We start from the raw sequence: 23706 nt of genomic DNA, 5'->3' as shown, positions 1-23706 counted from the left end.
TGACAACATGAAAAAAATACTTCTTTTAGGTGCGAATGGGCAGCTTGGAACAGACATTCAATATATTTTCTCCTTTTATCCCCAATACGAACTCATTAATGTTTTTCGTAAAGACCTTGACTTAGAGAAAGACGATATCTACCAGTTTCTTAAACAAATAGATTTTGATGTTCTCATTAATTGCACCTCCTACCATAAAACAGATGAATGTGAAGATTTTCCTTTAAAATCTTTTATTGTGAATGGAATAGCTGTCAGGGAAATGGCAAAGTTTTGTAATCTTCATAACAAATTATTCATTCATTTTACAACGGATTTTGTATTTGACGGTGAGAAAAACCAACCATATGTGGAAAATGATTGTACAAATCCACTAAATGTGTATGGGGTTAGTAAGCTCACTGGAGAACAATTTATAAAGAGCTACCATGATAAATTTTTCATTTTTCGGGTCTCCTCATTATTTGGGTTGGCTGGTCCAAGTGGCAAAGGTAATAACTTTGTTGAAACAATGATTCAGCTTGGAAAGCAAGGAAAGAAATTAACGGTAGTAGACGATCAAGTAATGTCACCTACCCATACGCTAGAGATTGCAATAACCATTGTAAAATTTATCGAGGAAAATATAGAGGAATATGGAGTTTACCATTGTTCTGGTGAAGGTGAGTGCAGTTGGTATGAATTTGCTGCAGAGATTTTTGAACAATTATATATGAATGTTAACGTGACGCCAGTTCCTCACACAGCTTTTCCAACAAAAGCCAAAAGGCCTTCTTACAGTGTTTTAGACAACACTAAAATAAATAATATTTACCAAATGAAAAGCTGGCGGAATTCATTAACAGACTATTTAGTTCGAAAAGGTCATCTATAATGTAGGCTGTTGCTTTATTCCGACAGCCTTCCTTTTTGCATAAAATAAAATATATTTTAAAGGAGGGGAGAATCTTGAATGAATATGAGATTTGGCAGAAATATAATGCATTAACAGAACTAAAAAGAGAAGAAATGAAAGCGAAATTGAATAATTTTACTTATAGCCCTTTATTCACCATTATTACATCAGTTCAGGATGGAAACCTAGAGCATATTAAAAAATGTATTGCATCAGTGAAGAATCAAATTTATCCATTATTTGAATGGATTATTGCAGCTCCTTGGGGAAGTAAGGGAATAGGTAAGGATTTACAGGATTTAACTACAGATGATAGCCGAATTAACATTAATTCCTTGTGGAATCACAGCATACCTGCTGGTAAAAATAGAAGCTTACAGGTTGCACGTGGTGAATTCATCGTCCTACTGGATTTAGAGGATGAGATTCAAGAAGATGCTCTCTTTCAGGTAGCTGCATTATTAAACAAGCAACCAGAAGCAGATATGATCTATTGTGATGAAGATGTAATCAGCTCTGATGGACAAAGATTTAGACCGTTCTTCAAGCCCGATTGGTCACCCGATACATTCTTGACATATCCGTTTGTACAAGATTTTGTTGTTTTTCGAACTTCCCTTATAAAGGTGCTCGGAGGGTTTGAAAAACGGTATATCGGGGTAGAAAACCAGGAACTCATTTTACGATTGAGTGAAAATACAAAGCACATTTATCATATTCCACAGGTTCTTTATCACAAACGTGAAAAAGCTACGAATGATAATAGTTTCATAGGAAGGAAATACATGAAAGCAATTAATAAAGCATTAGAACGAAAAGGAGAATCAGCAACAGTAACGGTAAGCCCTCATTCAGAAAATCATTTCCCGATTACCTATCATCCTGTCGGGAATCCACTTATTTCAATTATTATTCCAACAAGGGATTATGCTCAAGTTCTTGAAAGATGTCTTGAATCAATTTTTAATAAAACAACATACACAAATTTTGAAATTATTATCATCGATAACGGAAGTACAGAAGAAGAAACAATTACATTATTTAAAAAATGGAAGACTTTGTACCCAAATAAAATTAAAATCGAACGAATTGACGAACCGTACAATTGGTCTTATTTAAATAATGAAGCAGCGTTGATAGCAAACGGAGAATTACTATTATTTTTAAATAATGATGTGGAAGTTATTTCTCCGAATTGGTTGGAGGAGATGGCAGGTCAGGCACTTCGATCTCAGATAGGTGCGGTAGGTGCAAAATTACTCTATTTTGATGATACGATCCAACATGCCGGAGTGGTCCTTGGGGTACAAGGTCTTTGTGACCATTGTTATAAGGGCAAGGATTCCGAATACCCAGGATATTTTGGGAGATTACTAGGGCCCTCTAATTTTTCAGCGGTTACTGGAGCATGTTTGATGGTGAGAAAATCATTATTTGAAGAAGTAAGTGGACTTGATGAGGAGCTTGCTATTGAATTCAATGATGTAGACCTTTGCATCAGCCTATATAAACATGGATACTACAATATTTTATTACCTCAGGTCGTGTTATATCATCATGAGTCTAAGTCTCGTGGAATTGCACGATCACCAGAAAGAATAGAAAGAAGTAAAGTGGAAGCAGGCATCCTCAGGGAGCGATGGAGAAACTATATTAACAACGATCCATTTTATAATGAAAATCTTGAGTTAAGTAACGGCGATTTTGCAATTGCATTAAAACTGAACGAAGCAATTAAGATGAGCGAGTTTGTAAAAGAAGTCATTGAAGAAAATGCCATTAAAGGGCGAATGAATGGAAAGCTGCAAGATATACAAATAGAACTATTCGGGTGGGCAATCAACGAAAACGACCCAGATAAAAGAATGGAAATAATTGTGGCGAATCAAGAAGATTATGTAATTGCCCATACAAAGATTGATAGAAAAAGGGTTGATATTGCGGAAAAATTTAATAACCAACAATTTTTGATTGCAGGCTGGAGAACTGTAACTAGCCAAAACCTTCTACCAAAAGGGGAACATTTGTTAACAGGATATGTATTTTTCCCTACCGAAGGACTTGCCGTTAAGCTAAACGGAAGCTTTGAAATTTTATTGTAAAGGAAGGATGTAAATGGAGAGGTTCGTTCATCACCCGAAAGAAATATTAATTTTTAGCCATATCCCAAAGACTACAGGCTCAACGATCCGAAAAATTATTGATAAATAATATAATAAAAATAATATCATTGGCCATCAAAAATTAAATACATTGTCTGAACAGCAGTATGAGGAACTAGAGGTTATTTACGGACATTGTAGATTTGGCATTCATAAGGAGTTTACGGGATCTTATAAGTATATTACCATGCTCAGAGACCCTATCGAAAGAATCATATCAACGTATTACTTCGCAAAAAGAAGGCCACAGAATCGGATGTATGAAAGTGCAAATACCTATGATTTTAAAGAATTTATTGAGTGGGAATTAAGCCAAAACAATCCAGCATTTGAAAATCATCAAACAAGATTTGTTTCAGGCGAAAAGAAACCAGACCTTGAAAAGGCAATTGAAAACATCCATGAATCCTATTCGGTTGTAGGGATTATGGAAATGTTTGATGAATCGATTTTTCTAATGAAGGAATATCTAGACTGGGAAGATATCAGTTATGAAAAAGAAAATGTAACATCAAATTGGCCAAAACAAGCAGATTTACCTCAGAACACAATTGCGCTTATCGCAGAAAAAAATCAGTTAGACTTGGAATTGTATCAATACGCGAAAAAGTTACTAGTTGAAAATATTAATCAATTGCCTAGGCGAACAAAGAAAGCGTTGGAGGAATATAAGCGTAATAACAGGAAGGATAGAAAGTAAATGACCAACAGCGAAGAGCTATTAATTTATATGCATATCCCCAAAACTGGTGGTACTACGTTAAAAAATATAATTCAAAAACAATATAGAAAACAAGATGTTTGGCTTCATATGGAAAAGGACATGAACCCAAAAATGGAGCAAAAAAACATCGAACAATTAAAATGTGTAGGTGGACATTGCTGGCATGGAATTCATGCCCATTTTGATAGACCTTATAAGTATTTTACGATGCTACGAAATCCAATCGATCGTGTCATCTCGGAGTATTATTACATTTTGGAAAGACCAAGCCATAAAGCTTATCTAGAAGTTAAGAATATGAATTTGGAACAGTTTATTCATCGGTTTCCAATAAAGTCATCAAATCAGCAAACCAGACGATTATCAGGAAATATTCATAAACCAGATTTGGAGGTTGCAAAAAGAAATATAGAAGCAGATTTTGCAGTTGTTGGACTTTCAGAGATGTTTGATGAGTCAATAACCGTAATGAAAGATTTATTTGCATGGGGTGATATTTCGTATCAGAAGGCAAATGTTACAAAAAAGCGCCCAGCAGTGGAGGATGTTTCGAGGAAAGTTATTAAACAATTAGAAGAATTAAATCAAATGGATCTTGAAATCTATGAATATGCAAAAACTAAACTTTTGAGACAATTATAAAAATGAAATGAAAACCTAGTAAAAAATAGGGGATTAGCCTGTACATCTCATTTTTTTATTCATAGGATAGAATATAACTACTAATGAAAGAGGGTTCATGATGAAGGATATCAAGGGTATCGATAAAATAGGTATAAGCAAAATTGGTGATTCTGAAGTTTCGGTAGATAACCCCACTAATTATCCCCTTATTGGAAAAGGAAAACATGGTGCAGTATTTAAGCTATCTTCAAAAAAGTGTGTAAAAGTATTTTATAGAGACGGACTAGCAAAAAAAGAATCAGATGTGTATAAAAACGTGGGGGAATCAAACCTTTTACCTCGTATTTATCAGGTAGGAGATAATTATATCGTGATGGAATATATTCCAGGTCGTTCATTAAATGACATGATTCTTGATGAAGAGGTAGAACAATTGCCCTCATCCATTGTTAAAAAGGTTATCGAAATGATGAAAGAAATGAAAAGGTTAGGATTTTCGAGGCTGGATGTTACTGCAAGCCATTTAATTATTACAGCCAAAGGAGACTTTAAATTAATTGATCATGAGAATTCAATGTCTAAACATCAACCATATCCAGCGAGGCTCTTCAATAGATTAAGACGATACAATAAGTTGCAATCATTTTTAAAACAGGTGCGGGATATCGATAAATCAATTTATTTAGAATGGAAGGCTTTGGCACCGGATTATTTTGAAATCCAAAAGGGGAAATCAAATTAATGAGGAGTAAAGAGGAGTTATTAATCTTTTTGCATATTCAAAAAACTGCAGGAAGTTCGTTTAAAACATTCTTAAAAAATCAATTTAACAAAGATCAAATTTGGTTTGATAGGTCATCTCGGGTAAAAGAAATCAAAAAGACAAGAGATTTGCAATGTATTGGTGGTCATTTTGCATATGGGGTACATGAAAATTTTAATCTTCCTTATACTTATGTCACCATGCTTCGTGAACCTGTAGACCGTGTCTTGTCCTATTATTATTTTGTAAAAGAAAAAAAAGAAGGAGTAGATAGACGTATAAGCAAAATGGATATAAAGGAGTTCATGGATGAATATCAAGCCAAAACCTGTAATTATCAAACTAGAAGAATTGCAGGAGATAAGGTGGATTTAGAATTAGCAAAAAAACATTTATTGGAGGAATTTTCTTTTGTAGGTATTACGGAAAGGTTTAAAGAGTCTATTTTTCTTATGCAAAAAGAATATAATTTCCCTTCCTTATCATATGAAACTCGTAATATTACTAAAAAAAGAGCCTCTACACAAGAACTCCCTGAAGAAATAATCTCATATATCAAACAACAAAACCAACTTGACATCGAGCTTTACAAGTTTGCTAAAGAGCTTTTTGAACGAAAACTTAAAACTCTAACCAAAAAGGAAAAAGAACAACTACTCGCGTTTTTAAATGAACAGAAATGATTTTCAATAACCAGGGCTGTCGTGATTAGTTCGACAGTCTTTTTATTCGATGGAAAAGGAAGGGAAATTGATGATGAACCTTATGGATATTGTCCGGTCGGGAAGTTTTGACCTCCACATTCATACAACTGCATCAGATGGAGATCATTCACCGAAGGATATTTTGAAAAAAGCATCAAGCATAGGCTTGAATACTATTGCAATCACTGACCATGATACATTAGATGGTTTACATGAAGCAATCGAGGCGGGAAAAAAATATGGCGTAACGGTGATACCAGGCATCGAATTAAGTACAAAATTCAACGGAAAAACAGTTGATATCTTAGGATATAATGTGTCACCTACTACTGAACTTTCACAAGTGTTAAAACAACTTAGGGAAGAAAGAGAAACTCGGGCTATTAAAATAATTGAAAAGTTTAAGGCCATAGGGATGCCAATAACGATTGAAGATGTATTTAGGTACAGCAAGGGTGAGGTCATTTCAAGACCTCATATTGCGAAGGCGATCGTTGAAAAAGGCTATGTAGAACATTATCAAACTGTTTTTGATGAGTTTTTAGCTGATGGAAAGCCATGCTCAATCGATAAAAAGATTATTATCCCTGAAGAGGGAATTAAGCTTATCCAAAATGCAGGGGGACTTGCTGTGTTAGCTCATCCAGTTTATTTAAAAGGTAACATGATTGATGATTTACTTCATTTCCCCTTTGATGGAATTGAAGTTTGGCACAGGAATCATAGCAAAGAGGATGCAATAAAATTTATTGAAATCGCCAAGAAGTTGGATTTAATAATGACTGGGGGATCTGATTTCCACACGGATGATCATAATTTAGGGAAGTTTGGCTATTTCCCGGTACAATAATCTAGTAATGAAATAGTATATTTATTGAAAAATGATATCTACGTCTAGTCCCTTCCTAACCAGAATGAATATATTGTGGTTAGGAAGGGGGGATGAAGAAATGGCGAAAGAAAAGAAAGAGGTAAATAAAAAGAAGGGAAAGAAGCAAAAAGATAAAGCGAAGAAATAGGAAAAGCGTGCTGAGAAACAAGCAAAAACAGCCGAAGCCAAAGAATAAGAATAGCCTAAGCTGAATTTCTCATGTTGACGAGTTGTTTTTAAAAAAGCAACTCGTTTTCTCCTAGTATATAATTGTAAAGGAAGTGATGAATTTGTATTATAACATACCTCATGGTGGTACTTTAGTGAATCGAATGAGTTATGATTTAAATGATTCATTGTACCATCAGGAGGTGGAGATTGATCGTACCTCATTATCAGATCTTGAATTAATTGCAAATGGTGCGTATAGTCCGATACAGGGGTTTGTTGGATCAAACGATTATCAAAGTATTTTACACAATATGAGGCTGTCAAACGGCTTAGTATGGAGTATACCAATTACCTTACCAATTACAGAAGAAGCTGCGAAGAAACTCCAAATTGGTGATACCATAAAGCTAATCTACGAAGAGGCTGTATATGGGGTTATAGAGCTACAAGAAAAGTTTATTCCAGATAAAACAATTGAAGCAGAGAAAGTATATGGTACGACGGACCTTACGCATCCAGGAGTAAAGAAGCTATTTAACAGGGGAAATGTCTATTTAGCAGGACCTATCACTTTAGTAAAACATCCAGAAAAAGAGCATGCATCTTCTTACTACATGGATCCCCACCAAACAAGAGAAGAATTTTCAAATAGAGGCTGGAAAACAGTCGTTGGATTTCAAACACGAAATCCAATCCATCGTGCACATGAATATATCCAAAAATGTGCATTGGAAACTGTTGATGGTTTGTTTTTGAATCCATTAGTAGGGGAAACAAAGGCTGATGATATTCCAGCTAAAGTAAGAATGGAAAGCTATCTTAAATTATTGAGTTTATATTATCCAAAGGATAGAGTACATCTTTCCGTATTTCCTGCTGCGATGAGATATGCGGGACCAAGGGAAGCCATTTTCCATGCGATTGTTCGGAAAAATTATGGATGCACCCATTTTATTGTAGGGCGAGATCATGCAGGGGTTGGAAATTTTTATGGAACATATGATGCACAGAAGATTTTCTTACAGTTTTCTAATGATGAACTAGGAATTTCCCCTATGTTTTTCGAACACAGTTTTTATTGTAAAAAATGTTTAAGTATGGCCTCTTACAAAACTTGCCCTCATTCTTCTGAGGATCATCTCATCTTATCAGGAACTAAGGTAAGAGAAATGCTTCGCGACGGCCAAATACCTCCTAAGGAATTCAGTCGACCTGAGGTAGTGAAAATTTTAATAGAGGGTATAGCAAAGGGCAACCATTAATAGTTTGGTTGCCCATGTTACTTTTAGTTTAGTTGACTGATATACGTGCGACTAGATTCGTTTAAAAACCTGTAAATCCATTAAATACGTATGTTGTTAAATAAGTAGTGATTTTCGTTAACCAATCAAAATAAAGAAAGATCCCCATAACAACCATAAAATACCCACTGATATTCATGATTTTGCTACTGAATTTCTTAATCCAATTTGATTTACCGATAAAAAATGACAATACAAAGAATGGTATAGCAAATCCTAAAAAGTAGGCAATCATGTACAGTAGACCATTACCTGTATATAAACTCATACCAATTACTGCTGCTAGAACGGGCCCAACACAGGGAGTCCAGCCGGTGGCATAAACAAAACCAATTAATACTGAACCAAAATAGCCTGACGGACGGTTTTTAAAAGTGAACCTTCTTTCTTTTGTGATAAAATCGAAATTTAAAAAACCACTTAGTAAAAGACCTAAAAAAATAATTAGAATTGCCCCGATTTGCCTTATAAGATCGTTATATTGGTGAAAAAGTTGACTAATGAGAGAGGTTGAAAGGCCTAAGACAACAAAGATGATTGAAAATCCCACTAAGAAAAACAATGTGTGAAGTATTACTCGTTTTTTTAGTAATCCGTTATTTTCCTTTAATTCTTCTATGGATACCCCCGTAATATATGATAAGAATGCAGGGTATAAGGGTAAGCAGCAAGGAGAAATAAACGATAATAAACCTGCTCCGAATGAAAGTAAAATATTTAAATCACCCAATTTTCTCCTTCCTTTCGAAAGTATTGAATTTCATATATTCATATGTAAGTATAGATGGAATGTAAAGGGCAATTCGGTAATAATTTTATGCACAATGATAATAATGCACAAAATTCAAATTACATCATCAAAATAGAAGTAAAAAGCAGATTACCTTATAAAGGAAATCTGCTTTTTGTTATTTTTAACAACGATTCTGGTTCTCATGTTTCTTCACTCTTAAAATTATGAACAGCTGATATTTCATCAAACTTTATCAGTTGAGGATTGAATACACCACGGGAAATTGAGCTAACCATGGCTTTCTTTGAAGACAATTCTTTTAATAGATATTCAACTTGACCATTAAGGTCTTGATCGCCACATGTATAAAAATCTAATGAAGCATATCTTTCCTCAGGCCAGGTATGAATAGACAAATGAGAAGTGGATAAAACTAGTATGCCTGTTAATCCTTGCGGCTCGAATTGGTGGAAATGTGAAGATAAAACCTCCATATCGGCATCTTTAGCAGCTTTTATACACATTTTTTCTATTTTTATAATGTCGTTTAAATACGATGAATCACACTCGAATGCGTCAATTATAATATGCTTTCCTTCTATTTTCAAAATCTCATCGTTCCCCTCAATAATCCTTTATTAATATATGTTATTGCTTACTGAAAAAATAGATTGTACAGTAGTCCTTATTTTTTGAAAATAGTCCTTTGTAGGGGTGCAGCTAATTGTAGTATGAATTAATAAGCAATTAATATGGAGAATCGTCCAAGCAATTAGCTACTGTTTACATATCATAACTTAATAGGTAAACAGGCAACAGAATATGGAGATTAGTATGAAAGCGAATTAACCAAACCCTAAATGGACGAAGCATTTCTAGTAGGCTCCTTTAGGTGATATAAATGCGGATTTTTCGAACATCCATAATATACATGGAATAGGATTTAAAAAGGGTATCCACAAATAAGGAGTGATATTTATGAGTAGTTTTAGAGACTCTGGGTATGATTCAATAAGTGATTATATTAGCTATGATGAAGAGCCTGAAGGGGATTATCAAATTTTACGCACGTACAAAACTCCTACCCAGAATATTGCTCTCGTTAGTTATAATGGTGATTTTCTGATATATAGTAATGGTTACGTCATGTTTAGCACGGCGCCTGATGAAGATAGATATTCAGAAGTGATAGCACACGTTCCAATGGTTGCTGCACGTAAACGAAAGCGTGTTTTAATTATCGGAGGTGGTGGTGGGGTAACAACTCGTGAGGTTCTTCGTTATAAAGATGTAGAAAAAGTAGTTACCTTAGACATCGACGAAGAAATGGTTAATTTCGGTAAAAAACTAAAGCCTATGGTCCAATTTAATAATGGGTCATTGAATAATCCTAAAGTTAAGACTGTAATTGAAGACGGGAGAGGGTTTTTAGAGAAGAACTCAGCAAAATGGGATGTTATAATTGTGGATCTTCCAGAGCCCATTGGTAAATTTACTCAGCTATCCCGTCTCTATAGTAAGGAGTTTTACAGCCTATTGAAAAACCGTTTAGAACCAGGGGGTGCAATTAGTATAGCTTGTTCTAATGGTGATTCGACGGCGGAATACCTTTGGAGTATATATGAAACTCTTAGAATAGTTGGTTTCAATGTACAGCCTTATCACAACTTCGAAGCAGATGATGGTGAGGATTGGTTATTTTGTCTTGCTACAACATCAAATATTAATATTAATAATTTTAACATGCTTGTAAAAGCAAAGTATTTGTCAACGAAAGAATTAAGAGAAATGTTCAGTTTGCCATTTTATTATAAAATCTCAAAGAATATAGGTAATGTTCAAACAGATCAAAACACGGTTTTGGTTGATATCACAAATAGAGTGTTTTAAGATTAAACGTTATCGTATTCTATCTGATTTTTGAATCGAAACAAAATCAATATCAGTTATGAGAATTATGGATTTTTCTAATTATAACTTCATGGTTGTAATAATTCACAAAAAAGAGATAACGAAAATTAGTAGTTTTTTCGCTATAATTCAGTAGGGATCAACGATTTCTTCTCTATAGATTGTATGCAGTTGTGGATTACTCAAATTATTTACAATCGCACCGGTTTTGTAAGCTAAAATTTCACTTTTAAAATGAAATAAGCTAGCTAAGTTTGTAGGAAGTGTTCGATAAGGTACTGTTATTTTTTTAAATTGAGTAGAGAAAGGTACTTTAGATGCTAATTGAAACCCCCAATCACCAAAGGAAGGGACAATCGTATGATAGCTTTCTGTATAAAAACCGGCACGTTCCATTGTTAAACCAATGCTCCAAAATACTATAGGTGTATCCTCAGGAGAAATTGCCTGGCAGACAATTTTACCGTCTTTCGCTAAATATCTGCTTAACATTTGAAACAATTCAAGTGAATATAAGCTTGCAAGCTCAGGATCTGCAGGATCTGGAAAATCAATGATCATAAGATCATATGTCCCTTTGTTCGTCTTTAAAAAATCACGTGCATCTTCAGCATGAATATTGACACGTTGATCAAACAACGATCGTTCATTTAGAGAAACAATTTCAGGTACATTTCGAGCTATACTTAAGACTTCAGGGTCGATGTCAACAAGATCGACATGTTTAACATCTGAATATTTTAATACTTCCCTTAATGCAAGACCGTCACCGCCTCCTAAAATTAAAATACGATCACGTGACTTTGTGAGCGCCATAGGGATGTGAACAAATGCTTCATGATAAATTCGTTCATCTAATGAACTAAATTGTAGTTGCTCATCTAAAAACATTCTAATTTCTTTTGCCTCTAAAACATGGATTTTTTGAAACTTGCTCCTTCTCTGATATAATTTTTTATGCTCGGATTTCAGCATTTCTTTAAGGTTAATTTGATCCCACACATCGCCTCGTGTATTACTCTTATTCCCTATTTGACCTGGATTATTTTGATGCTTTTGATGGTTTTGTATTTTGTTTGGTTGGGATGGTTTCACACTTTCGGAGAGCCAAATCTTTGATCTTGAATCATTCACATTTATTCCCACCATTCAATTGAAAAATAATAGACAAACGTCATGTCTTGGATTAGTCTATGGAATTTTCCTAATGGCAGTCTGTATGAATGCCTATAAAAAAGATAATTGATAAAACTGCCTAAACGAAAACAGTAAAATGGAAAGGCATTGATTACAATCCGTATGGTGCAGGATATATTATTGCAAGAAATTCAATTAAGTAATTTTTATGCAAAAACAGGCTCATGGAGCCTGTTTTTATCATTAAATAAAAGAGAAGAGCGGAGGTGTGCGCTTTGAGTAAATTTGAAAAAGAAATCGAGCGCTTTGTTGCGGATTACAACAAAGACCATGATGAAGCAAAAGGGAAGCTGGACAAATGGGCTACAGAAAATGAAAAAGGGTTAAGACAGTTAGATACAGAGGCGAGAAAATTTGAAAAAGAGCTTGAAGCAAGGATGGAAAAACTAAATCAATGGTTGGCAAGAAAACAGCAGGAGTTAGATAAGAATTTGGAGGGGTAAAAATACTAATTTCCGCATTTGCCCTGTGCTCCTGTCCTCACATAATTGACCTTCAAAACATACTTTATAATGTACTCTTTTTATGAGGAGGTGCTAAATATGGGCTTTGGTGGTTGCGGCTTTGGTGGTTGTGGCTTTGGTGGCTACGGTTATGGCGGATTCGGCCATGGATCTACTTTTGTATTAATCGTCGTATTGTTCATCCTATTGATTATTGTAGGTGCTTCTTTCTTTTAAACACAACATTCCCCCAATGGAAGTACGAGTTAATTGACTCGTACTTTCTACATTTAATTAACAAGAAATAGTTTTTTCACCATCTTGCGCACCACTTTTAGGCGGGTCTCATACGATATAACACAATGTAAGGAGGCTTCGAAATGGATAATAACTTTTTTAAGAATATCGAAAAGAAAACAGGCGTAGATATGCAGGAGGTATTCAAGCTAGCAAACTCTTTGCAAAATGCGAATTTTAAGGATGAAAAAACAGTTCGCTCTGTCATTAGAAGGGTTTCACAGATTGCAAATAAGCCAGTATCAAAACAACTAGAGGACAAAATTGTAAACAGTATTGTAAATGGTGACGAAAAAATGGACTTTGGCACCATTTCTAAAATGATTAACAAAAAATAAGGAAAGGGGTCTGACGCAATTGTCAGGCCTTTTTCTATCATGACCCCAACAAATAAAAGGCTTCCTTCGAATTCTTTCAATAATAAATCATAATTCTTTAAAACAAATAATACATATAAAACGATAAAAAGGGATGGAGGGGTATTACATGGGCTATATATTACCAATCAACAATGAACAATACAATCAATATGTACACCGAACTACGACCTATAAAACTAACCAGATGACGCTACATCCAGTGAACCCAATTTCATTGAACTTTAATCAGCGTTCATACGATTTACACCAGATTGAACGAAAAACAATGACGAAAAAACAAAGCCAATATTTCGAAAACATCCGTGCCCAATATACTGGCGAAGGTTTGCTCTTCAACGACTCTATATAAATAAAGGGAAGGCTAGAATTCTTGAACGTACAAGCCTTCCTCTTCACGCCATTCCGCATATAGTAAATCCTTATACGTGACTACACCTTGGCTGTTCAATTCAGATTGTAGCCAGCTTTCAGAAAAGCCACTTTCCTTTAAATTTTCCTTAATTAGTACACCATCACTCACCAATGTAATCGGGAGTCGCACCTTTTGTTCCACCATATAATAATCCTGACGTGTTGGTGGCTCATACGAAGATTTTTTAAGGACGCTGATTGAGCCATCTGTTTCTAAAATGGCATACTCAGCCTCTCTAATTGAAAAAACACCCTTCGAACGAAGAAGATGCTGTAGTTGGTTAATATCCAGTTTGTTTTTCTTTAAATGATCTCTAATAATTTTACCTTTGTGAATAATAATCGATGGCTTCCCCTCAAGAAATGGCCTGGTCCTTCGAATTTTCTGTGTTATTATTTCAATCACATAAACTAAAACTCCCCAAACAAGGATGGCAAAGAGAATTTGGAAGATCCCAATTTTCTGGTCGAAAACGGCATTTCCAACCAATTCACCTAGTACTAGTGCGGAGATAAAATCAAAAGCTGTAATTTGGGTTATTTGTGTTTTTCCTAGTATTTTTGTAAGAATCAGTAACCCTAAAAGACCAACCACTAAATCAAATGTAATTCTAAAATATTCCAACATGCTCACCCCTCTATGGTAGAATGAGCAGGTTTTACGTATTTTATCCATCAAAAAAAGGATGTCTTTTTTGACATCCTTTCTAAACTTATAATTTTTTAATCATCGTAACATGAGGGATTCCAGCATCCATAAAAAGACATGATACGGTTTCATATCCTAGTTTTTTATAGAAGTTTTCTGCGTGTGTTTGAGCATTGAGCTTTAATTTTGAAATACCTCGCTCTTTCGAAATATCTTCCATCCTTTGCATAATCACATTACCTGCACCTTTTTTACGGTGTGAAGCGAGGACACAAATACGTTCTACTTTTCCGTATCCGTCTAGGACACGAAAACGTCCAGCTCCAACAGGCTCATTGTTATCATAAAGGACAATATGTGTAGCTTCATCTTCAAATTGATCAATTTCTTCTTCTAGTGGAACATTTTGTTCATCGACGAAGACCACTTTTCTGACAGTGAATGCATCGTCTAGTTCTTTGTTGTTCGTGACTATTCTTGCTTCCATGTTGTATTTAATTTTCCTTTCCTAAACGAATTGTTTCATAAACGGTCCATGAACCATTTTCTAGCTGATAAAGAAGATGTATGCGATCAATTTGCTCCTCATGGTTCATTTTTAACATGCGTAATTGACCATAAACATCTGAATGCTCATCACTGGATAGCTTTTGCCCAATTGTAATATGCGGAACAAACGCATACTCAGGTTTTCCTGCAAAATAACCAGAGTGAAGTGCATTATGTAGTTTTTGTAACTCTTCATTAGGGTCTACTTTCATATAAATTACATTATTAACAGGGGAAAAGGAGCCAACCTTTAGGACCTTTAATTGAAATGGTTCGACCTGTTTGGAGGCTTTTTCCAATTCCCTTGTAATATCCTTAATTTCTTCATCGGATGCTTCAAATGCATTTTTAACCGTTATATGTGGTGGAATTAATGCATAATGTGGGTCATAACGTTTGCGATACGAATTAGCTGTGTCTTGAAGTTTTTTGGACGGGAAGATAACAATGCCATATTTCATTTCTTTTGCCCTCCTAATAGTTTAATTATTGAAAACGTGAAGTACCTGATGCGCATTTTACGAAAATAATAACACAATTATATCAAATATCTGAAAATGATAGTATACAAAAAGTGAAACTTTAATCATTGGGGGTTTTCCTGCCCGTTAATGCGAGAAAAAGTTTATTTAAACATTTTTGAAAGGGCTCTTGGTAAATCAGGCTGCCAATACTTCCATGTGTGGTTTCCATTAAATTCCTCATAAAAATAGGGATAGCCCTTTTTCACAATGATGTTATGCAATTCTCGGTTTGGTGTTAAAAAATCTTCAATATCACCTGTTGTCGTTTTCACTTCAGTTTCACCTGTTCCAATGACATGGTACAACTCAAGTAGATGTGGTTCTTCAAAATTTTCAACCATCTGGATAACCTGTTCATTTACTAGAGGTGATTGCATAATCACCTTTCCAAAAGTATGAGGGTATTCCAGCGCTGTTAAGAGGGAAATAGTTGCTGCCAGTGAATCCCCAATTAGTGCGCGACCTTGGCCCATTTGATAGGTTGGAAATTCCTGATCAAGAAATGGTACAAGTTCTCCCCCTAAAAAACGCTTATATAAATGATGCTGCTCACCATCAGGGTGATACTTCTTACGGCGATCTGCAACACTTTTATAAGGAACCCCCACAATAATGGTATTGCTGATTTCACCTGTTTCTAATAGCTTATCAGCAACTCGTGCAACCCTGCCAAGATTAAAATAATCTCGCCCATCCTGAGCGATTAGAACATTGTATTTATAGAGGGGAGAGAAGGCTGCTGGCAAATAAACAATAAGCTCAATCTTCTCATTTAATATCTTACTATGTATAGTCATTTCCCTAACTGTACCCTTATTAACCGTCATCTTAATAATCCTCCCAGCAAAGAATTTACAAACTTATTATATCTTTTAAAAAAGGAAAGCGACAGGAAAAATCCTGTCGCGCACATAACTAATTAAGCAGATACTTTATCCATATGTTTCTTTTCAGATTCTGTAACATATACTGCACATGCGGCATCACCCGTAATATTAACTGCTGTACGTGTCATATCAAGTAACCGGTCTATACCGATGATTAACCCAATACCTTCTGGTGGCAAACCAACCGCTTGAAGTACCATCGCAAGCATGATTAAACCAACGCCTGGAACACCTGCTGTGCCAATACTTGCAAGTACTGCAGTTAAGATTACCACTAAAATTTGAGAAAATGTGAGGTCAAAGCCATATACCTGTGCAATAAAGATAGTCGCAACACCTTGCATAATAGCTGTTCCATCCATATTGATTGTTGCACCTAATGGTTGAACAAAGCTACTAATTTGTTCAGGAACCTTTAGATTCTTTTGAGCAGTTTCCATTGAAACTGGTAGTGTTGCATTACTACTCGAGGTACTAAATGCTACTGTCATTGCTGGCGCGAAACCTTTAAAGAACTCGATAGGACTTCGTTTTGCCATAAATGCAATCGTACCACCATATGTGACAACTGAATGGATGAGTAAGCCCGCAAGTACAATCAAGAAATAACCGAGCATTGCTTTAATTGCAGCATAACCTTGGCCCCCAATTGCAGTTGCAATTAAACCAAACGTTCCGTATGGAGCCGTTTTCATGACGAGATTAACAAGATACATCATGATTTCATTTGCTTGTTCAAATAAATTTAAAATACCTTTTGTTTTTTCACCTAAAACCGTTAAAGCTAAACCTATAAAAATAGCAAATGCAATAATTTGAAGCATATCTGCATTATTCATCGCTGTAATAGGATTCGTTGGGATAATATTTATTAATGTCTCCATAACAGGAGGAGCTTCAGTTGCCCCATCGTAGGTAGCGCCCTCTGTATCAAATCCTCCACCCGCACCAGGCTTGAAAATTGAGGCAAGTACGATTGCGATTGTAATGGCAATCGTAGTTGTTGCTAAAAAGTAAGTAATCGTCTTTCCACCAATTCGTCCAAGCTTCTTAGGGTCACCAAGACCTGCAACACCTAGAGTAATAGAAATTAAGACGATTGGAACAACAAGCATTTTAATTAAATTCAAGAAAATTTGACCTAGTGGAACAAATAAGTAGGTATTAACGATGTCAAAAGCGGCCGGTGAAGTTAAATTCAAAATAAGACCAACAATCGCACCTAAACCTAAACCTAATAAAATCTTTTTAGTTAAAGACATAAAAAACCCTCCTCGAAGATGTAGTTGAATGTCTCGGGATCAAAAGGGATATGAGAATTGGGGTGAAAAGCATACTTCTTAAAGAGACACAAAAAGCCACGAGAGTATGGCTCGTGGCCGTGAAGTTGATTTGTGCAACAATGCTCTCTCCGGATGCTTACGAGGTTAGCTGTCGGATTCGGATGAAGAGTATCTCCTACCTTTATTAATAAAGGATTCACCCCAAGTGCCCTTTTGCACGTTAATGGTTCCCCCGTTCCCCATAAAAATTGGGAATTCAGCGAATATTAAGTTAAAATTCTCCTCAATATTATATTTATATCTTATAATTTGCCATTATGAAATACTACTTTTGTATAATTTTTACCATATTAACATTTTCTTAGGATGAAAATTCAATAAAATTAATAGAAACTAATTGACAAACTTCCCAAACGGATGTATATTATAAATTATTCATATATAGTGATTCCGTAGCTCAGCTGGGAGAGCGCTACCTTGACAGGGTAGAGGTCGTTGGTTCGAACCCAATCGGAATCATCAAGCAAGCACTTGAGACTTCTCAAGTGCTATTTTTATGAATTATTATGTTAGGTTAGATCCAATTTCGAAATAATGGAGTTTATACTAAAAAAGACAAAGGGATTGTATTTCCCTTTGTCTTTTTTAGGTTAGCAATTAAGCCGATTTACTAAAAACTTTCTTCTTTTCTTTACGCTTTTTTGCGTATTCAGCAGTTGCTGTAAATAGTACGTCTGATGATGAGTTAAGGGCAGTTTCACAAGAATCTTGTAGGACTCCAATGATAAAGCCAACACCAACTACTTGCATGGCGACATCGTTTGGAATTCCGAATAAGCTAGATGCCAGAGGAATAAGTAATAATGATCCGCCAGCAACACCTGAAGCACCTGCAGCTGATATAGCTGATATTACACTAAGAATAAGAGCTGTTCCAAAATCCACTTCAATGCCAAGTGTATGAACTGTTGCAAGTGTTAGGACAGAAATCGTTACCGCTGCACCAGCCATATTAACCGTACCACCTAAAGGGATTGACACTGAATAAGTATCTTTATCTAACCCAAGTTTCTCACATAGGTTCATGTTTACTGGAATGTTTGCAGCTGAACTACGAGTAAAGAATGCTGTAATTCCACTTTCTCTTAAGCATCGTAAGACAAGCGGATATGGATTTTGACGAGTATAGAAAAAAACAATCAATGGATTCACAACTAATGCAATAAAAAACATACAACCTAGTAGAAGTGCTAGGATTTTTCCATATTCCATTAGAGCCGAAACCCCACTTGTTACAATTGCATTGAACACTAAGCCCATGATTCCGATAGGGGCTAGGCTGATTACCCATTTTACAATTCTAGTAATCGCATCAGAAACATTGGAAAGCAAGTTTTTTGTAGTGTCGTTGGCATTTTTTAAAGCAATTCCAAGCACAATTGCCCAAGCAAGTATTCCAATATAATTTGCATTCATTAGAGCACTGATTGGGTTGTCAACTACATTAAATAACAATGTTTCGAGTACTTCTACGATTCCACTAGGTGGTGAAAGGTCTTCTGAACTTGAAACGAGCGTCAATGTAACTGGAAAGATAAAGCTTGCCACAACAGCTATTAGTCCAGCTAAGAATGTACTAATAGCGTATAAACCAATAATTAATTTGATATTTGTTTTGGTTCCACTTCGATGTTTTGCAATAGCGTCAATAACTAAGAATAAGACCAGAATCGGTGCAACTGCTTTTAATGCACCTACAAATAAAGTACCGAAGATGGAAACCCAATTGGCTCCGTCAGGAACTACTAAAGCCAAAAGAATACCTATGATAATACCGGCAAGTATTCGTTTAACAAGGCTGATTTGATTCCATTTGTGAAACATGTTTTTCATATTCTTCCCCCTTTTTCATAGTTGTCTACATCCTTTGCTGCTTGTATGAATATTATAAGAAAAATATAATATTGGTAAGTTTAACACGAAAATTGTCAATTGTGAATAAATTTTAAAAGATGGAAATTCTTATAGTAAAAAAATGTTTCTGCTAATTCGAAACTGCTCAATGGTACTAAAGAATTCACATAAAAAAAGCCTATAGCCCAAGGTTGAGCATAGACTATATTCTAACATAAACATTCTGCTTTTTATCAGTTTCATGTAGAGTTAAATCATTACCATTTATTCACTGTTTTTCCGATATGCTAATATAGTTGTTTTGAGTGAAGCATAAGAGCCAATTGCAGCAGAACCATAAAACCAGCCCATGAATAAACCAGCAGGTAAGTTATGTTTGTGACTGTAAAAAACAGAAATTAGCAATCCAATAATAAGTGCTACAGCCGGAACATATTTTTTGGGTATTTTAAAAATGTTCTTTACAATTTGTGTGATGATCATTACGAGCGGTACTGCAATTACTGCATCCCAAAAATTTGTATGTATAGTAGGGAAATCCATGAATTATCACCTCGAATTGTTATTTATGCTTTTTTTCCTTTTTATCATCTTCTTCGTTCGCGACCTTTATTTTAATTTTTTTATCATCTTTTTTCTTTTCCGATTGATTCGTATTCTCATGATTTGATTTATCTTTTGGCGGCGCACAGCCTATTAATGTTCCTAATAAGAAAATAGTCAATAAAGACATCAATGTTTTTTTCAAAAAAATCCCTCCAGGCTGTTTTTACAAAAAGGTTTGAACAAAAATTCCGTCGCCTTCTTGCCATTCAGCTAAGAAGACATCTTTATAATCTGATACGTTTTGTGAGTGAAGTTGATTCATTAACCATGCTTCATTAAATCCTAAATCCCGTATCTCATCCCATAAAACTTTTCCATCTCGAATAAGGGTGACGGGTACGAAAACAGGTTTATCGGGTAGATTGAAATCCTCTACCGTTGTTTTTTGATATTTTGTCTTCTTTAAAATACTAATGGATCCATTTGCTTCGAGATAACAGAAGGCTACCTCACGAACAGAGAATGTTTCGCTCTGGCGAAGGAGGCTCTGCAATTGGTTAATATTCATCCGAGCTTTTCTTAGGGCTTGTTTATCAATGGCTCCATTTTTGATAAGAGCAATCGGTTTTCCTTCAAATAGTCCACGTAAAAACAGAATTTTTTGACCAATGATTTCAACGATAAATATTAATAATCCCCATAAGCACATGGAGAAAACAATATAAATGGCACTGATTTTTTCATCATATAATGCATTTCCTAATAATTCACCTAATACAATTCCTGAAATAAACGTAAATGGTGATATTTGGTTGATAATTTTTCTCCCAACAATCTTTACGATGATGAATAGAAGGAAGAAGCCTAGGATAAGTTCGAATGTTAAATGCCCAAACTTCATTTCATCTTTCTCCAATCCCTTTTGGTAAATCATCTTATTTTTCTCCAAATAAAGGCGATTTATCCCGCATTAACGGACAGAAAAATAACACAGATTGAAGTTTCACAATATGAGTAGGGGCTAGCATAAAAAAACGACTGTATCCAGTTGGATCACAGTCGTCGTTCTTTCTTTAACATATTTTTTGTATCAAATTCGGTGAGTTATTACGCGGTGAGTTCACAAGGGCTGGGACCTCAAATGCTTCCATCCGATCGGTAGCAAAAGGTTTGAGTAAATGTGATACTTTTGAAACATCATCCAATGACGGGTCAAGCCATGCTTGTTCATCCTCTTTTTGTAGAATAACAGGCATTCGGTCATGTATATCAGCCATTATCTCATTTGGAGTTGTGGTGATGATTGAACAAGAAAACAGGGTATTTCCTTCAGGGGATTTCCATCGCTCCCAGATTCCAGCCATTGCAAATAGCTCATCCGATTTTAATTTGATCCGCATCGGTGTTTTCGATTTGTCTGCACCTTTTTTCCATTCATAAAAGCTATCCGCAATAACGAGGCAGCGTCTATGCTTAAACGCTTGGCGAAAGCTTGGTTTTTCGGCCAACGTTTCTGCGCGGGCATTGATCATTTTATAGCCAATTTTCTCATCCTTCGCCCATGAGGGAACGAAGCCCCAGCGCAAATACCCAAGGCGATTACGCCTACCATCATTTATTACAGATAGAACAGAATGAGAAGGGGCAATATTATAGCTTGGTATAAATAAATCCTGTTCAATCGCAGCTTCAATATCAAATCGATTTAGAATGTCATCGAACTCTGCAAATAGTGTAAATCGTCCACACATTCCATGTTTCACCTCACTTTTTAATCTTGCGTAGAAGGTGGTTGATAAGTTGGTAGCTTAATAATAAAGGATGTGCCTATGCCAACAGTACTTTCAACCTCAATTGAGCCTTTTAATTGTTCAATGATTTGAAAACAAATCGTTAGTCCTACACCAGTTCCTTTGTCTTTTGTTGAATAAAAGGGTGTTCCTATTTTGGCGAGCTGTTCCTTTGTCATACCTGGTCCATTATCGGTTATTTTTACGATGATGTCATGATCTTTTGAAAAGGCGTCAATTGTTAGTAATCCATCATTTCCAATTGCCTCAATGGCATTTTTTATTAGATTAATCAGAACTTGCTTAATTTCATCCTTATTTCCGTTAATAAACAAGGTATCTTCGATAAGGGTTTCGACCTCGATATTTTGAATATTTGTATAGGATGTCATGAGTTCAACGGTCTTTGCAATTTCTTCGCTTATGTTAACTAATTGCGTACTATTATTATTTGGCTTTGCAAGTGATAAATAATCATTAATAATTGATTGCGCGCGATTTAATTCAGAAAGGGTAATATCAATATAATTTCGTTGTTTTTCAGTAATATTATCATCGCGTATAATTAACTGTAAGAACCCATTTACTGTTGTCAATGGATTTCGAACTTCATGGGCAACCGAAGCTGCTAACTGGCTAATCACATTCATTTTTTCAGAACGTCTTAATTCCCTTTGTAATAGGATTTGATGGTTTAAGTTTTCAATCAGTAGAACAACCAAAAGGAGTGTAATCCATGTAACAATTGAAAAGATGAACATCTCTATGATTTGCTCAGTCAGATTATTTTTTACTAGGGTGATCGTTCTCGTTATGACAATAAAAAAGTAAATGAAAGAAAGAATCAATAGCTTCCTATTTAATAGAAAAGAATGATATTTTTTTATAAGAAAATAAAAAATGATTGTAATAACTGTGTAGTTCATTAAGAGCATGAAAAAGTTAGAACTCCCAAGAACTTGTGAATAAACAAGCATAATTAAAATAATGGCTATTCCTCGAAAAAATCCAATATAAAGAAATGCAACGAATATAGGGATAACCCGTAAATCATATGTAAAACCCTCCGCATAAATTACCGGAAACGACATTGTTAATAGAAGGATAATGACAATCATTCCAAGTAATTTATTCAAGTGGAGCTTTGGTGTAGAGCCATTGTCTTGAATAACAAGTAAATAATATAGAAGAATAGGAAAGATAACAATGAGCACATGATAGAGAACATGTCCAATATGATCAATCATTTCAAGAGACACCCCCATTAATCTAAATTTTCCGAATACTACTTCTTTTAATTCGACATAATCACCAATAATCCTTCATCTTGATACTGACATATTGAATAATATTTCGGAAAAATGTAAAAGTATTTTATTCGATTCATAATTCTTTTTTTCTTGTTCTGGGTATGATACAACTAAACATATCTTTAATTTTTGGAGGTTTATTATGTTTAAAAAATTATTTGGTAGTAAAGATAAAAAAGTAGAGGAAATTTTAATTGCTCCAGCGAATGGTAAAATTCTTGCTTTAGAAGAGGTGCCAGATCCAGTATTTTCTCAAAAAATGATGGGAGATGGACTTGCAATCGATCCGTCAGAAGGAAAAATTGTTTCACCTGTTAATGGTGAAATTATTCAAGTTTTCCCAACGAAACATGCAATTGGAATCAAAACTGAAATTGGTTTGGAACTCCTTATACATATCGGTCTTGAAACAGTGAACATGAAAGGTGAAGGCTTCACCACTCATGTAAAAGAAGGAGACAAGGTTAATGTTGGGACTAATCTAGTTACCTTTGATTTAGATTTAGTGAAAGAAAAAGCTGCAAGTACTATTACTCCAATCGTCATTACTAATTTTGATGCAGTTGAAACATTTGAGAAGATTGGAAGTGGCGAGGCAACAGCCGGCTCAACTGAACTTGCAAAAGTAAAGAAAAAATAAGAAAGCGATCCCGATTATGGGATCGTT

At 35.1% G+C, this 23706-nt stretch carries 28 protein-coding genes, 1 tRNA gene and 1 riboswitch; of the genes, 15 read left to right on the top strand and 14 right to left on the bottom strand.

The features are described from left to right. Window positions 1–7: 7 nt before the first annotated feature. From rfbD to sat, 8 genes are all read left to right on the top strand, one after another. The gene (gene rfbD, locus V7097_RS19200; protein ID WP_335705256.1) at window positions 8–874 is read left to right on the top strand and encodes a dTDP-4-dehydrorhamnose reductase; all 867 of its coding nucleotides are present in this window, start codon (window positions 8–10) and stop codon (window positions 872–874) included. A gap of 74 nt (window positions 875–948) precedes the next feature. After that, the gene (locus V7097_RS19195; protein ID WP_335705255.1) at window positions 949–2997 is read left to right on the top strand and encodes a glycosyltransferase family 2 protein; all 2049 of its coding nucleotides are present in this window, start codon (window positions 949–951) and stop codon (window positions 2995–2997) included. A 151-nt stretch (window positions 2998–3148) separates the two neighbouring features. Then, window positions 3149–3757: a sulfotransferase family 2 domain-containing protein gene (locus V7097_RS19190; protein WP_335705254.1), complete on the top strand. Its 609-nt coding sequence runs from the start codon at window positions 3149–3151 to the stop codon at window positions 3755–3757. Next, entirely contained in the window at window positions 3758–4423 is a 666-nt protein-coding gene (locus V7097_RS19185) for a sulfotransferase family 2 domain-containing protein (RefSeq protein ID WP_335705253.1), read from the top strand. It abuts the gene before it with no gap. Between the two features lie 100 nt (window positions 4424–4523). Next, window positions 4524–5147: an AarF/UbiB family protein gene (locus V7097_RS19180; RefSeq protein ID WP_335705252.1), complete on the top strand. Its 624-nt coding sequence runs from the start codon at window positions 4524–4526 to the stop codon at window positions 5145–5147. Beyond that, on the top strand, window positions 5147–5851 hold the full coding sequence (locus V7097_RS19175; RefSeq protein WP_335705251.1) for a sulfotransferase family 2 domain-containing protein: 705 nt from the start codon (window positions 5147–5149) through the stop codon (window positions 5849–5851). Before V7097_RS19180 ends, V7097_RS19175 begins: the two co-directional genes overlap by 1 nt. Before the next feature lie 70 nt (window positions 5852–5921). Next, window positions 5922–6722 carry a PHP domain-containing protein gene (locus tag V7097_RS19170; protein WP_335705250.1) on the top strand — a complete coding sequence of 267 codons (801 nt, stop codon included), beginning with the start codon at window positions 5922–5924 and terminating at the stop codon, window positions 6720–6722. A 305-nt stretch (window positions 6723–7027) separates the two neighbouring features. Then, window positions 7028–8176: a sulfate adenylyltransferase gene (gene sat / locus V7097_RS19165; RefSeq protein ID WP_438824253.1), complete on the top strand. Its 1149-nt coding sequence runs from the start codon at window positions 7028–7030 to the stop codon at window positions 8174–8176. Between the two features lie 61 nt (window positions 8177–8237). Here the strand turns inward: sat and V7097_RS19160 are convergent, their stop codons facing one another. Further along, entirely contained in the window at window positions 8238–8945 is a 708-nt protein-coding gene (locus V7097_RS19160) for a cytochrome c biogenesis CcdA family protein (RefSeq protein ID WP_335705248.1), read from the bottom strand. A 203-nt stretch (window positions 8946–9148) separates the two neighbouring features. After that, window positions 9149–9556: an adenosylmethionine decarboxylase gene (speD, locus tag V7097_RS19155; RefSeq protein WP_335705247.1), complete on the bottom strand. Its 408-nt coding sequence runs from the start codon at window positions 9554–9556 to the stop codon at window positions 9149–9151. Window positions 9557–9926: 370 nt separating this feature from the next. Here speD and V7097_RS19150 point away from each other — a divergent pair, with 370 nt between their 5' ends. After that, window positions 9927–10838, top strand: coding sequence for a spermidine synthase (locus tag V7097_RS19150; protein ID WP_335705246.1), 912 nt, complete (start codon window positions 9927–9929; stop codon window positions 10836–10838). A 150-nt stretch (window positions 10839–10988) separates the two neighbouring features. Here V7097_RS19150 and V7097_RS19145 read toward each other — a convergent pair whose 3' ends face one another. Beyond that, a complete protein-coding gene (locus V7097_RS19145; protein ID WP_335705245.1) occupies window positions 10989–11993 on the bottom strand; it encodes a spermidine synthase in 1005 nt (334 codons plus the stop codon). Window positions 11994–12271: 278 nt separating this feature from the next. On the opposite strand from V7097_RS19145, the gene V7097_RS19140 reads away from it, so the two are divergent. The 4 genes from V7097_RS19140 (at window position 12272) to V7097_RS19125 (ending at window position 13525) form a co-directional block, all read left to right on the top strand. After that, window positions 12272–12499, top strand: a complete 228-nt coding sequence (locus V7097_RS19140; protein ID WP_335705244.1) for a hypothetical protein — start codon at window positions 12272–12274, stop codon at window positions 12497–12499. Window positions 12500–12598: 99 nt separating this feature from the next. Then, window positions 12599–12736 carry a YjcZ family sporulation protein gene (locus tag V7097_RS19135; protein ID WP_335705243.1) on the top strand — a complete coding sequence of 46 codons (138 nt, stop codon included), beginning with the start codon at window positions 12599–12601 and terminating at the stop codon, window positions 12734–12736. Between the two features lie 143 nt (window positions 12737–12879). After that, complete coding sequence (locus tag V7097_RS19130; RefSeq protein ID WP_335705242.1) at window positions 12880–13134, top strand: stage VI sporulation protein F; 255 nt, start codon at window positions 12880–12882, stop codon at window positions 13132–13134. A gap of 148 nt (window positions 13135–13282) precedes the next feature. Further along, entirely contained in the window at window positions 13283–13525 is a 243-nt protein-coding gene (locus tag V7097_RS19125; RefSeq protein ID WP_335705241.1) for a hypothetical protein, read from the top strand. A gap of 12 nt (window positions 13526–13537) precedes the next feature. On the opposite strand, the gene V7097_RS19120 is transcribed toward V7097_RS19125, so the two are convergent. From V7097_RS19120 to V7097_RS19100, 5 genes are all read right to left on the bottom strand, one after another. Further along, window positions 13538–14212: a DUF421 domain-containing protein gene (locus V7097_RS19120; RefSeq protein ID WP_335705240.1), complete on the bottom strand. Its 675-nt coding sequence runs from the start codon at window positions 14210–14212 to the stop codon at window positions 13538–13540. An 88-nt stretch (window positions 14213–14300) separates the two neighbouring features. Continuing rightward, window positions 14301–14723 carry a GNAT family N-acetyltransferase gene (locus tag V7097_RS19115; RefSeq protein ID WP_335705239.1) on the bottom strand — a complete coding sequence of 141 codons (423 nt, stop codon included), beginning with the start codon at window positions 14721–14723 and terminating at the stop codon, window positions 14301–14303. Window positions 14724–14730: 7 nt separating this feature from the next. Beyond that, complete coding sequence (locus V7097_RS19110) at window positions 14731–15246, bottom strand: YjcG family protein (RefSeq protein WP_335705238.1); 516 nt, start codon at window positions 15244–15246, stop codon at window positions 14731–14733. A gap of 164 nt (window positions 15247–15410) precedes the next feature. Further along, window positions 15411–16136, bottom strand: a complete 726-nt coding sequence (locus V7097_RS19105) for an alpha/beta hydrolase (RefSeq protein ID WP_335705237.1) — start codon at window positions 16134–16136, stop codon at window positions 15411–15413. Window positions 16137–16228: 92 nt separating this feature from the next. Next, window positions 16229–17458: a dicarboxylate/amino acid:cation symporter gene (locus tag V7097_RS19100; protein ID WP_335705236.1), complete on the bottom strand. Its 1230-nt coding sequence runs from the start codon at window positions 17456–17458 to the stop codon at window positions 16229–16231. A gap of 138 nt (window positions 17459–17596) precedes the next feature. Further along, window positions 17597–17751: riboswitch (cyclic di-AMP (ydaO/yuaA leader) on the bottom strand. 174 nt (window positions 17752–17925) lie between these two features. Between V7097_RS19100 and V7097_RS19095 the strand changes: the two genes are divergently transcribed. After that, window positions 17926–17998: transfer RNA gene (locus V7097_RS19095), tRNA-Val, on the top strand. Window positions 17999–18136: 138 nt separating this feature from the next. Here V7097_RS19095 and sstT read toward each other — a convergent pair. The 6 genes from sstT to V7097_RS19065 form a co-directional block, all read right to left on the bottom strand. Next, window positions 18137–19372 carry a serine/threonine transporter SstT gene (sstT, locus tag V7097_RS19090; RefSeq protein ID WP_335705235.1) on the bottom strand — a complete coding sequence of 412 codons (1236 nt, stop codon included), beginning with the start codon at window positions 19370–19372 and terminating at the stop codon, window positions 18137–18139. 285 nt (window positions 19373–19657) lie between these two features. Then, window positions 19658–19936 (bottom strand): hypothetical protein, encoded by a 279-nt coding sequence (locus tag V7097_RS19085; RefSeq protein ID WP_335705234.1) that lies wholly within the window; start codon window positions 19934–19936, stop codon window positions 19658–19660. Window positions 19937–19955: 19 nt separating this feature from the next. Further along, on the bottom strand, window positions 19956–20141 hold the full coding sequence (locus V7097_RS19080) for a hypothetical protein (protein WP_335705233.1): 186 nt from the start codon (window positions 20139–20141) through the stop codon (window positions 19956–19958). A gap of 21 nt (window positions 20142–20162) precedes the next feature. Next, window positions 20163–20840 carry a DUF421 domain-containing protein gene (locus V7097_RS19075; protein ID WP_335705274.1) on the bottom strand — a complete coding sequence of 226 codons (678 nt, stop codon included), beginning with the start codon at window positions 20838–20840 and terminating at the stop codon, window positions 20163–20165. Between the two features lie 172 nt (window positions 20841–21012). After that, the gene (locus V7097_RS19070; RefSeq protein ID WP_335705232.1) at window positions 21013–21690 is read right to left on the bottom strand and encodes an SOS response-associated peptidase; all 678 of its coding nucleotides are present in this window, start codon (window positions 21688–21690) and stop codon (window positions 21013–21015) included. Window positions 21691–21710: 20 nt separating this feature from the next. After that, the gene (locus V7097_RS19065; RefSeq protein ID WP_335705231.1) at window positions 21711–22976 is read right to left on the bottom strand and encodes an ATP-binding protein; all 1266 of its coding nucleotides are present in this window, start codon (window positions 22974–22976) and stop codon (window positions 21711–21713) included. Window positions 22977–23181: 205 nt separating this feature from the next. Here V7097_RS19065 and V7097_RS19060 point away from each other — a divergent pair, with 205 nt between their 5' ends. Then, window positions 23182–23679: a PTS sugar transporter subunit IIA gene (locus V7097_RS19060; protein WP_335705230.1), complete on the top strand. Its 498-nt coding sequence runs from the start codon at window positions 23182–23184 to the stop codon at window positions 23677–23679. Window positions 23680–23706 lie beyond the last annotated feature (27 nt).

Origin of the sequence: Bacillus sp. JJ1562, assembly GCF_036962705.1 — a bacterium.
In the GTDB taxonomy this organism is placed as follows: domain Bacteria; phylum Bacillota; class Bacilli; order Bacillales; family Bacillaceae_L; genus Ferdinandcohnia.
This window is presented reverse-complemented; position numbering and strand designations above follow the sequence as displayed.